Origin of the sequence: Brachybacterium tyrofermentans (assembly GCF_039526165.1) — a bacterium.
Taxonomy (GTDB): Bacteria; Actinomycetota; Actinomycetes; order Actinomycetales; family Dermabacteraceae; genus Brachybacterium; species Brachybacterium tyrofermentans.
In genome coordinates this window covers 18,824-29,264 of the sequence record NZ_BAAAIR010000104.1, presented here as the reverse complement: position 1 = coordinate 29,264, position 10,441 = coordinate 18,824, and the positions used below count along the sequence as shown (strand labels likewise).

The 10,441-nt window shown below is 64.8% G+C and carries 8 protein-coding genes; 5 read left to right on the top strand and 3 right to left on the bottom strand.

All coding sequences use genetic code 11. The annotated features are described in order from the left end of the window. Positions 1-327: 327 nt before the first annotated feature. From ABD093_RS19285 to ABD093_RS19275, 3 genes are all read right to left on the bottom strand, one after another. Positions 328-2,532, bottom strand: a complete 2,205-nt coding sequence (locus tag ABD093_RS19285; RefSeq protein WP_343926590.1) for an outer membrane protein assembly factor BamB family protein — start codon at positions 2,530-2,532, stop codon at positions 328-330. A 16-nt stretch (positions 2,533-2,548) separates the two neighbouring features. Beyond that, entirely contained in the window at positions 2,549-3,922 is a 1,374-nt protein-coding gene (locus tag ABD093_RS19280) for an FAD-dependent oxidoreductase (protein ID WP_343926589.1), read from the bottom strand. A gap of 116 nt (positions 3,923-4,038) precedes the next feature. After that, positions 4,039-4,905, bottom strand: a complete 867-nt coding sequence (locus ABD093_RS19275) for an alkaline phosphatase family protein (RefSeq protein WP_343926587.1) — start codon at positions 4,903-4,905, stop codon at positions 4,039-4,041. A 92-nt stretch (positions 4,906-4,997) separates the two neighbouring features. On the opposite strand from ABD093_RS19275, the gene ABD093_RS19270 reads away from it, so the two are divergent. From ABD093_RS19270 to ABD093_RS19250, 5 genes are all read left to right on the top strand, one after another. Then, positions 4,998-5,972 (top strand): sugar-binding transcriptional regulator, encoded by a 975-nt coding sequence (locus tag ABD093_RS19270; RefSeq protein ID WP_343926585.1) that lies wholly within the window; start codon positions 4,998-5,000, stop codon positions 5,970-5,972. 340 nt (positions 5,973-6,312) lie between these two features. Then, on the top strand, positions 6,313-7,767 hold the full coding sequence (locus ABD093_RS19265) for an extracellular solute-binding protein (RefSeq protein WP_343926583.1): 1,455 nt from the start codon (positions 6,313-6,315) through the stop codon (positions 7,765-7,767). Continuing rightward, positions 7,764-8,459 carry a YesL family protein gene (locus tag ABD093_RS19260; protein WP_343926581.1) on the top strand — a complete coding sequence of 232 codons (696 nt, stop codon included), beginning with the start codon at positions 7,764-7,766 and terminating at the stop codon, positions 8,457-8,459. The genes ABD093_RS19265 and ABD093_RS19260 overlap by 4 nt, the downstream gene beginning before the upstream one ends. Continuing rightward, positions 8,456-9,454, top strand: coding sequence for an ABC transporter permease (locus ABD093_RS19255; protein WP_343926579.1), 999 nt, complete (start codon positions 8,456-8,458; stop codon positions 9,452-9,454). Before ABD093_RS19260 ends, ABD093_RS19255 begins: the two co-directional genes overlap by 4 nt. Further along, positions 9,448-10,314 carry a carbohydrate ABC transporter permease gene (locus ABD093_RS19250; RefSeq protein WP_343926577.1) on the top strand — a complete coding sequence of 289 codons (867 nt, stop codon included), beginning with the start codon at positions 9,448-9,450 and terminating at the stop codon, positions 10,312-10,314. The genes ABD093_RS19255 and ABD093_RS19250 overlap by 7 nt, the downstream gene beginning before the upstream one ends. The last annotated feature ends 127 nt before the right edge of the window (positions 10,315-10,441 follow it).

The window sequence follows — 10,441 nt, the reverse complement described above, 5'->3', positions numbered from 1 at the left end:
GGAGACCTACCATCACAACCACCCCGCACCGGCACCCGCCGACGCGGCACTTGCGAGCCTCTAACAAACCCGGGGCGATTCAGCGCCGTAGATTCCGACAGCCATGGATGCCAGCCCGAAGAGCGGCACGATCAGGAACGCCTGACTGCTGGCGATGGGTGAGACGACGCAGATCAGCAGCGAGACGATTGCCAGTCCTGCGCAGACCTGATGCGCCAACTTCTTGCGGGCTGCCAACGCCCGGGCCGGATCACGTGGCCCAAGGACAGGTCACCTTGGCCACGAACCAGGGTCAGGTCACCTTGGTGACCGGTACTGGACCTGAGGTCACGGCAGCGGATAGCTGCGCAGCTCGCCCCCCATCGTGGCCACGATGTAGTGACTCTGGTCCGGTGACATCACTGGTGAGGAGAACACATAGTCGGGAACCATCTGACCGACGATCTCGCTCGCCCCATCGTTCAGGTCGACGGTGGCCACCAGGCCGCCGACGCTGGTGATGATGACAGTGGAGTCTCGGATCAGGAAGTCGGCATTTTTGATGTAAGGGACCGTCTCCACCTCGAGTTCCACGTCGCCGGTGGCAGGGTCGAGCAGTAGCACGGTGCCGTTGTTGCTGACGGAGAGCACCTGGTCGCCCCACATCCGGGCTCCAGGGCAGAGGTTGAACGCGCCCTCGCGCTCCCAGAGCATTTCGCCGCTGCTGCGTGTGACCGCCCGCATCGAGTACCTGCTGTAAGCCAGTAGCGCGTTGTCAGGCAGTAGCAGTCGGTAAGCCTGCCAGGGTCCGTGGTGCACTTTGTCGAAAGAGCTGGTCTCGCCGCGGGCCTGCTCGATGCTCCACCCGGGTTCACCGGTGCGAGCGTCGAAGGCCCAGGTCTGACCGTCGCCGAGGCCGAGGTAGATCTGCTCACCGTCGCAGGTAGCGGGACCGCCGCTGATCCCGGTCAGCTTCTGCTTCCACCGAAGGGAGCCGTCATCGGAGTTCAAGCAATACAGCGAGTCGACTGCGACCGCCAGAATGACAGGATCGCCGTCGACCGTGGCCGCCGTCAGGTCCGACATCACCGGCGCGCCCAGATCGGAGTCCCACAGGGAATCACCTGTACTGGAGTCCAGCGCGTAAATATGGTGGTCGGACGAGGGGTAGAAGATCTGGTGCCGCTCGCCTCTCACGGCCGGATCGTTGTGGACGGGGCCTATTTTGGCGCGCCAAACGGGCGTGATGCGGCGACCATCTCTTTGCATCGCCCAGATGTGCCCGGCAGTGGTGGCGCTGATTACCAACTCCTCGTCGGCGATGAGTGCGGCCGTCGTCGTCCCGCGAAGCGTGAACGTCCAGTCGGGGATGAATCCTTCCAGCTCGAAGTGGAGGGTGGTGCGCCACAGGTTCCCGCCTATGGGCCCAGCTCCGCCGGGAGCGGAGACCCGGATGAACGCACGATTCTCTCCTGCCGGGACATCGGTAAGGTCGAGAGTGCCTGTCCACGTGTTCCCGTGGGCAGTCAGCGGCTGGTAGTTGTCGATGTTTCCGCCGGCCAGTTCCGGCCCCATCACGGCTGCCTCGACCTTTTCGGCCTGGGCATCGGGCCCAAGTTCCACCTCGACCTTCAGACCCGCCGCCGTGACCTGGGCCTCGGCCCGCGTGGGCCGGAGCCGATTCCGGTTGGCCGGCGACAGGTCGATGGCAGGAAGTGGGTGGCGACCCGGCTTGGCTCCCGGCTTGGTGGGATCCGCGAGGTCGACCCGCTCCACCTCGAACACATCGCTGTCAGCGGTGGTTCGCCGGACCAGCTGGTAATAGCCGGGATTGGTGCCGTTCGAGACGCCAGAGAGCTCGGTCAGACCGTTGATCACGTTGGAGCGCTCGCTGTGGATATGTCCACTCAAGTACGCATGGGCGCCCGCGTCGGTGAGGACGTCCAGCACCTTGTCGCCGTTGCGGATCTGGTTCGGCGTCAGGGCGAGCGTATGGTGGCCGACCGCCAGGATGGGCCGTCCGGCGGCCTTCGCCAGATCCGCCCGCAGCCAGGCGATCTGCTGGTCGTCGTAGTCAGCGAGGCTCTGCCCGGGGATGGAGTCGTCGTTGAGGACGATGTGGACGTCATCGAGGTCGATCGAGTACTGCCTCGGTCCGATCTCGGCCTCATAGGCCTCATACGCGTCGTTGGTCCAGGCGGCGTCGTGGTTGCCCGGGACGTGATGGATCCGGTCGCGGAATGACGCCGGAAACATCTCCATCCAGGTGCCCAGGGCAAGGGCGGTGCCGTGACCGGTGAGGTCACCCCCGTGGAGGACCAAATCCGGATCGAGCTCGACCAGAGCGTCGGCGCAGGCGTGGGCACGGGCGATGCTCACCTCATTCTCGAGGTTGACGTGAACATCGGTGACATAGGCGATGACCTGCCCTCCGCTGGAGCTCCCGGCCGCCTTCGCCGGCAGTGGGAACAGAGCTGGGGTGACGGTGGCCAGCGGGAGCGGAGCCAGCGCGAGGAGTCGTCGACGATTGAGAGTGAGGGCTATGTCGGTCATGCGGTTGTCCTTCCGATCAGTGGTGGAAGGACGGCGCCGCAGTGGACGAGGCCGGTTCGAAGGATCTCTCGACGTGCGGACCCAAGTACGCTCCTTGGGCGAGCAGCTGCCGCTGCAGGGCGGGCACGTCGGTGTCGTGGATGGTCTCTCCGTCCCGGATAGCCCACGCGGCCGCGATCCCGGCGGCTTCCCCCATGGCGAAACACGGGGGCATAACCCGGACGGCTGCCAGCGCCTCGTGGGTGGCGGACAGGCTGCGCCCTGAGATCAACACGTTGTCGAGGTCCACCGGGGTGAGGGTGCGGTAGGGGATCTCGTAGATGTTGGCCGTGGGCGGGATGCCGTCATCAAAGGGCCCGTCGCTGCTCTTGGGGTTGTGGATGTCGACCGGATATCCTGCCACGGCGATGACATCCTCGAAGTGCCGTCCCTGCTGCAGGTCCTCGAAGGTGAGGGTGTACGTGCCACGGATGCGACGCGTCTCCCGGACGCCGATGGTGGTGGCGGTATCCAGCAGCTGGCTGTTCTCCAGCCCGGGCAGGCAGTCTCGGAAGAACCGCAGGAGGGATTCGACCTGATGGCGAGCCTCGACCTCTGCACTGGTGAGGTCGGCGACGTCGGTGCCATTCTTGCCGAGCACGCGCGTGGTGTTGATACGCCAGACGCCCGGCTCCGGGGTCCGGAACAGCTGCACGCCGCGGCGCGGGACCGGATAGCTGCCGTCCTCCCGCGCGGCCGTGACGAGGTCCTCGTACGGGAAGCGGTTCTCCGGATGGGACCGGGCGTAGGCGTCCACGGCGTCGTCGTCGACGTTCTTGATCCGGAAGAACAACGTCATCGGCTGCACCTCGCCGTCGGACTCGCGGCCGTAGTCGAACTGCGCCCCTGCGCGGGCGGCGATATCGCCATCGCCGGTGCAGTCGATGACGACGGATGCCGGCACGTACCCGAGCCCGTCCTTGCTGGCGACGACGACACCGCGCACCTCGCGACCGTCCGTGACGACGTCGGCGACAAAGGTGTGCAGCATCAGCTCGACGCCCGCCTCCTCAAGCATTTGCATCCCGACATACTTTGCGGCTTCCGGATCGAACGGGGTGACTCGCTCATGCCCGAACACCATGAATCCGGAGTATCCAGTGCCGCTGTCGACCCGTGAGGGGTGCAGCGCTCCACCGGTGGACTCCATCCGGCGGACGAACTCGTCGAAGATCCCTCGGACCAGCTGGATCTCGCCGTCCAAGGAGAACGACGTCATGCACGGTCCCACCAGCCCCGCGGTCATGTTGCCTCCGACGAACCCGAAGCGGTCGATGATCCGGACCGAACGAGCACCGTTGCGCGCCGCTGAGATCGCGGCGCCGAGCCCCGAGGGGCCGCTGCCGACCACGAGAACGTCTGTAGCAGGATAGGTTTTCAGCTGGTCGACAAAATCTAGGCTAAGCATGGTTGCAGTGCCTCCGTGGGGGCTAGTGGGGTGCGGCAGAGGTTCAGCGGTCGTGGAGTTCAACGGTTGAGCAGTGTGGTGCCCTGACAGGGCCACCGTGCATCCGGGGTGACGCCCAGATGGGCCCAGGCAGTCGGCGCGATGTCGATGTTCTCGGCGGTCTCTGCCCAGGTGACCGCGGGCGCTTCGCCCAGGAAACCGGCGACGACGTACGTGTGGCGCTCCTGCCAGCTCCCGCCTCCGTGACCGCCGCCGTCGAGGTGTCCGTGATCGGTGGTGAGCATGACCAGCCAGCTCTCCTCGCCGAAGGTGTCGCGAGACTCGATCGCACGCACCATCCGCGCCAGCCGCTCGTCCTGGCGCCCGATAGCCGCTTCGTATTCGGCGCCGACGCCGTGGTCGTGCGCCGCCTTGTCCGTCTCCCCCAGGTAGACGAAGCTGAAGTCATGGTCCTCCGTGCCGAGACGCCTTTCGGCGTCCTCTGCCACCAGCTTGTCGGAGTCGGCGAAGCCCTGAGGGAACGTTCGCCGATCGAACCAGGTCATCGTGCGAACACCGGCACCCAGCAGGGGCCCCGGGCCGTATTCACTGCCGAAGATCAGAGCCGAGGCAGCGCCGTAGGTTTTGATGGACGGATCAGCACAGAAGGCTCGGGTGAGCATGTCCGGAGTGCGGTGGAAGAGGTGGTACTCGCCCTCGTTGCTCAGCACCTTGTGCTTCTGCGGCCACACACCCGAGAGCATCGTGGACCAGCCGACAGCCGTCTTGGTGGGCGCGACATCGACATCGGGTTGGGTGGTGCTCCACCAGTGCCCGTTGTCCGCGATGGAACCGATGGCCGATGGCCGGATTTCGCGGAGCACGTCGTCGCGGACCCCGTCCCACCCTACGACCAGCACCTTTGCGCGTAAATTCTTTGCATTCATGGCGGCCAGCCTGGCCGCGGGCCCTCAGAACTGCAATAGTTCTCTCAGAAACTGCACGTTCGTGCAGTTCACGAATTCTTGCACGGGGGACCATGACGAACCACGACGAGGCCCGCATCGAGGACGCGCTCCGTGCGGCTCAGCGCTACTACCTTCAAGACGCCACGATGGACGTGATCGCGAAGGAGCTCAAGATCTCCCGCTCGACCGTCTCACGCCTGATCTCGTACGCGAAGGAGTCAGGGCTCGTGGAGATCCGCGTCCTGCCGCCCAGCGTGCAGGCGCATGCCGTGGAGCAGGCCCTGGCGGAGCGGTACTCGGTCAAAGCTCACGTCGTGCATGTACCCAGCCACACCACCCCCGTCGAACGACACCAGCGCACGGCGAATCATGCGAGCCGGGTTTTGAACTCGGTCTTCAGTTCCGACATGATCCTGGCGCTGTCCTGGGGGACCATGGTGCGAGAGATCAGCGAGGTCCTGACCTCCCGCACCCTGACGAACTGCCGCGTAGTGCTGCTCAACGGCATAGGCAATCCCCGGGCGCGGGGGGAGCACTATTCCAGCGCGATCCTCACAGCCTTCGGCGAGGCCTACAACGCGTACATCCAGCGACTGCCGGTCCCTGTCTTCCTGGACCGTCCTGGGACCCGGGACGCCCTCTTCGCCGAGCGGTCAGTCCAGGCGGCCGTGGCAATGCAACACGATGCCGACGTCGCCCTGTTCAGCATGGGCCAGGTCGAGGACGGCGTGCCGTCCTCGCCGTACCGGGCCGGCTACTTCTTGGGGCAGGAGGAGTTCCGCTCCCTCCGGGAGGACGACGTGATCGGCGACCTCGCCACGACCTTCATCAGGCCCGACGGCAGCTATGCCGATGTCGAGATGAACAGTCGGACCACCGGCCCGGATCTTGATCAGTTCAAATCGATACCCCATCGCATCTGCGCCGTCTCCGGCCACCACAAGGTCCCCGCCCTGCGAGCCGCACTTCGTGGAGGGCTTCTCACCGACCTGGTGATCGACGAGATCACCGCGATGACATGCCTCCACGACGACGCGGTGGCTTGACCGGCGCCATGGGCCGGCCGTTGCCCCGGGCCTCCCGATGCCCCTGGGCCCTCTCATCGCCCTCTGGATGCCGCCGACGGCCGGGCCGGAACATGGCCCTGACGGATCCATGACGTGGCCGTGTCATGACCGCCGCCGGTCCATCGAGTGTCAAGATCATCCGTGGCTCATCGCCTTGCCCGACCGGCAGCTGCTGAACCCTGCCTGACCAGGTTCTAGGACTCGATCCAGGTGCACGAACGTCGACGATGCACATCCGTTCAGGTGCTTGCAAGGTATCGCACCGTGCTCGTAGTCTCGCCGCACAGAGCAACGAGGACCGTCCGCGGGGAGGACCATCATGAATATTTCACGAAGGCACGCCATTGGTGCAATGGCCGGAATTCCTTTGCTGGCCAGTGGTTGCTCGGCCCTCTCAGGCTCCAGCAGTGACGACCGGATCCTACGTATCAACTACGGTGGCGCGGCTGACAGCAGCACCATCCCGAGCCCGAACCCCATCGAGGAGGCGCTCGGGGAGAAGGTCGGATTCGACGTGGTCTCGGAACGGAGCCCGGAAGACATCGGCGCAGCCCTTGCCAGCGGCCAGGCCCCGGACATCTTCCTCACCAGTCGTAGCCGTCTGCGTCAGCTCGATGCCCAGGGCCTGGTGCTCGACCTCGCGCCATATCGCGACCGTCTCGCCGATTATGAGAAGTTCGTCGGGACGGAGAATGTCGAGACCGGAATGGTGGACGACCGTCTCATCGGACTTGTTCGCAGGCCACGAGAATTCAGCTACTCAGCGCTATGGGTCCGGGGCGACTGGGTGGACCAGCTCGGTCTCAAGCTGCCGACAACAACCGACGAACTCATCGAGGTGCTGGAGGCCTTCCGCGACGAGGCACCCGGTCGTTCCGATGCCGTGCCGTTCACCGGGGCGGGGGCGAGTGCCTTCACCCCGTTCTTCGGAGCGTTCGAGGCCGGGACCCAGGATGCGCTGTATGCCCAGGGCGGGGAGATCGTCGGCGGGTACACCGATCCACACACCGCCGAACCGATGAAGTACATCCGCTCACTCATCGAAGCTGGCCTGGTCGACCCCGACCTGTTCAGCCTGGAGACGGCGGAAGCGCGCGATCGAGCATTCCAGGGCAGTGCTGGAGCCGTCTACCTCTCCTGGGACAACATGACCAAGCCCGAGTTCGTCGAGGCGCAGAAGTCCGCCCAACCGGAGGCGGACTGGCAGATGATCGACCTGCTCTCCGCACCGGGGAAGTCCGGAGGCTGGCCGACAGGACCGTTCGGCATCGTGCAAGGGATCCCGGCATCGGTCGCCGATGACGAGGAGCGGCTGGACGCGCTCCTCACGCTCATCAACTACGTCGGGACCGACGAGGGCTCCCGCCTCGTCATGTTCGGCGTCGAAGGCGAGCATTACACCCGGTCCGGCGACTCCGTGGAAGTCATACCCGGCACCGAGGCCGATACCGCGTACACCTTCGCCTATCAAGTCGCTGGACGCGACGAGAGCACATACCTCGACGCCAAGTTCCCCGATTCGCGGTTCGCGTGGGAGGCGTGCAGGGAACGACCGCAGGTCGTGCAGTACGAGGACCTCGTCACCCCGCCGGAGGGCTTCAGCACCGCAGATGTCGAGACCTACGGCTCCGAACAGCAGGTCCTGTTCCTGACCGGCGAACGGCCTCTCGACGACTACTCAACCTTCATCGACGAGCTCAACGATCAGTACGACTACAGCAGCTTCGTCGAATCGGCCCAAGAGCAGCTTGCTGAACTCGGATATCCGGAATGAGTGTTGGGGGACGGGCGGCCGCGGGCGGCGACACGGACCACCCCTGGTCTGCACTGCTCGGGCCACTGACCACTTTCTGGCGGATCGTCGGGCTCACCGCCCTGTGGCTGTGCGGCTGCTTCCCCCTCGTGACCGCCGGCGCAGCGACCATCGCTATGGTCGCCGTCGCGCGCGACGACATCATGGACAGGGAGCGCCCGCTGGTCGGGTCCTTCGTCCAGTACATGAGAGAGAACCTGACAATGGGCCTGACCCTGTCCATTCTCGTACTCGGACCAGTCTCAGCGCTCACGCTCCTGGACCCCTGGGGGGCTTCGCCACCGATGACGCTCCTGTGGCTGGTGGCATTGCTCGGGACAGTCGCAGCCCTGCCCGTCCTCGTCCACGGGTTCCCGTTGGCGGCGCACACCCACCAGTCCCTGCGCACCCTCTACCGCGCCAGCCTCATCCTCGCGGTGGCCCGTCCCGCCGGGTCCGCACTGAACCTTGCACTGCTCGTCGCCGTCGGTGCCGCGACTCTTCGCTGGCCGTTGCTGCTGCCGGTGCTCGCGTACCCTGCGGCTCGCGCTCTGTTCAGCACGTTCCGGCGTGATTTCACTGCGGTGAACACTGCGCACACCGATCCCAGGGACACGGTGGCCCCCGCCACGGGCGCTCGGGGGCATGACCGCTCACAAGGGGTGAGGTCTTGACGTCCCCCAAGGTGACCGGCCCGGTGCTCGACAGCGACGAGCCCCGCAGGTCCTCACCCCCGCAGGAATCGTCGAAGAAGCGGGGAAGGCGACGGACGCTGCGTCGCCTCCTGACGTCGCGCGCGCTGTACCTCATGCTCCTGCCGGGGCTGCTGTACCTCCTGATATACAAATACGGGCCGATGTATGGCGCCCTGATCGCCGTCAAGGACTACAACATCAGCAAGGGAGTCCTGGCCAGCCCTTGGGCCGACCCGTGGTACAGCCACTTCCAGGAGTTCCTCACCTCACCGTTCTTCGGCTCACTGATGTCCAACACCATATTGATTTCGGTGTATAAGCTCGCCTGGGGGACGGTTCCTCCGATCATTATCGCGATTCTTTTCAACGAATGTCGCGTGGCATGGTTCCGCCGCCTGGCGCAAACGCTGAGCTACATGCCCCATTTCCTGTCGTGGGTGATCATCTACGGTGTCGCGATCGCGCTTCTCTCCCAGAGCACCGGGCTGTTCAATGGATTCCTGGACGACAACTTCGGATTCACGATCGGTTTCCTGACCTCCAATGACTGGTTCCGGAGCGTGCTGGTCGCCAGCGACGTCTGGAAGGACATCGGGTGGGGGGCGATCATCTATCTCGCCGCCATGATGGGGATCGACCGCACATACTACGAGGCCGCCACGGTCGACGGCGCGAGTCGTCTCCGTCAGATCTGGCACATCACGCTTCCGGGGATCCGGCCCGTCATCATCCTGCTGCTCGTGCTCAAGCTTGGCGGAATTCTCGATGCCGGGTTCGACCAGGTCTTCATCTTCTACAATTCTCAGGTCTATCCGTCGGGCGACATCATCGACACCTGGGTGTACCGGGCAGGCCTGGAGAACCTGAACTACAGCTTGGCGGCGGCAGTGGGACTCTTCAAATCAATCATCGGATTGGTATTGATCGTGACCGCCAATCGTATCGCCAAGCGATGGGACGCCCAGCTATGGTGAAAAAGTTGAGATCCGAGCGAGTTTTCGACACAAGCGTAAACCTCGGCCTGATAGTGGTCATCATCGCCGCGGTCCTGCCACTCGCGGTCGTGCTCTCCGCCTCCGTCACCCCGTACGCGGAGCTCCTGCGCAACGGCGGCTACTCCCTGATCCCGAAGGCGTTCACGCTGGACGGATACCGGGCGGTAGTCAGCGACAGTCGGCTACAGCAGGGCTTCATCGTCTCCTCGTTCATCACCATCGTGGGCACGGCGATCAGCATGATCGCGTCAGTGCTGTTCGCCTACCCATTGAGCCAGCCCCGGCTACCCGGACGGCGAGGGTTCCTGTTCTTCGCCATCCTGACCACGCTGTTCAACGCCGGCATCATCCCCACGTTCCTCATCGTTCAGGCCACCGGTCTTCTCGACACGGTGTGGGCGATGATCTTCCCGACGGCCATCAGTGTCTTCAACGTCCTGATCCTGAAGACCTTCTTCGAAGGGATGCCGAGCGAACTGCTCGAGGCAGCACGCGTCGACGGCCTGGGCGAATGGCGCATCCTCCTGAAGATCGTGATGCCGTTGTCGCTCCCGGTCCTGATGACGATCGGGTTGTTCTACGGAGTAGGGCAGTGGAACACCTTCATGACTGCGGTGCTCTACGTGCGAGACCAATCGTTGCAGCCGCTCCAGGTGGTCTTGCGCGACCTTCTCACCGAGGTGTCCAGCGATGCCCCCATCGAAGCAGGCGCCGTGGTCCCGACGGTGACCTACCGGATGGCTGCGGTGGTCCTCACTGCCCTACCGATGATCGTGGTCTACCCCTTCATCCAGAAGTACTTCCGGCACGGGATGCTGCTCGGCGCCGTGAAGGGATGACCTGGAGTGCCGGCCGCGGGACCAGCAATGGAATGTGAGTCTGCAGCCCGTCAGTGGTGAGCACCGGCGCGCTGGGCCGGTGCTCAACCGGGAGGGAGCCTGCTCCGGGCCGTACCGCACGGCGCGG

What these genes read in the sequence shown, in the direction of transcription:
- ABD093_RS19270 (WP_343926585.1), top strand. Translation starts at nt 4,998, where the DNA reads ATGACGAACCACGACGAGGCCCGCATCGAGGACGCGCTCCGTGCGGCT.
- ABD093_RS19250 (WP_343926577.1), top strand. Translation starts at nt 9,448, where the DNA reads ATGGTGAAAAAGTTGAGATCCGAGCGAGTTTTCGACACAAGCGTAAAC.
- ABD093_RS19260 (WP_343926581.1), top strand. Translation starts at nt 7,764, where the DNA reads ATGAGTGTTGGGGGACGGGCGGCCGCGGGCGGCGACACGGACCACCCC.
- ABD093_RS19275 (WP_343926587.1), bottom strand. Translation starts at nt 4,905, where the DNA reads ATGAATGCAAAGAATTTACGCGCAAAGGTGCTGGTCGTAGGGTGGGAC.
- ABD093_RS19285 (WP_343926590.1), bottom strand. Translation starts at nt 2,532, where the DNA reads ATGACCGACATAGCCCTCACTCTCAATCGTCGACGACTCCTCGCGCTG.
- ABD093_RS19265 (WP_343926583.1), top strand. Translation starts at nt 6,313, where the DNA reads ATGAATATTTCACGAAGGCACGCCATTGGTGCAATGGCCGGAATTCCT.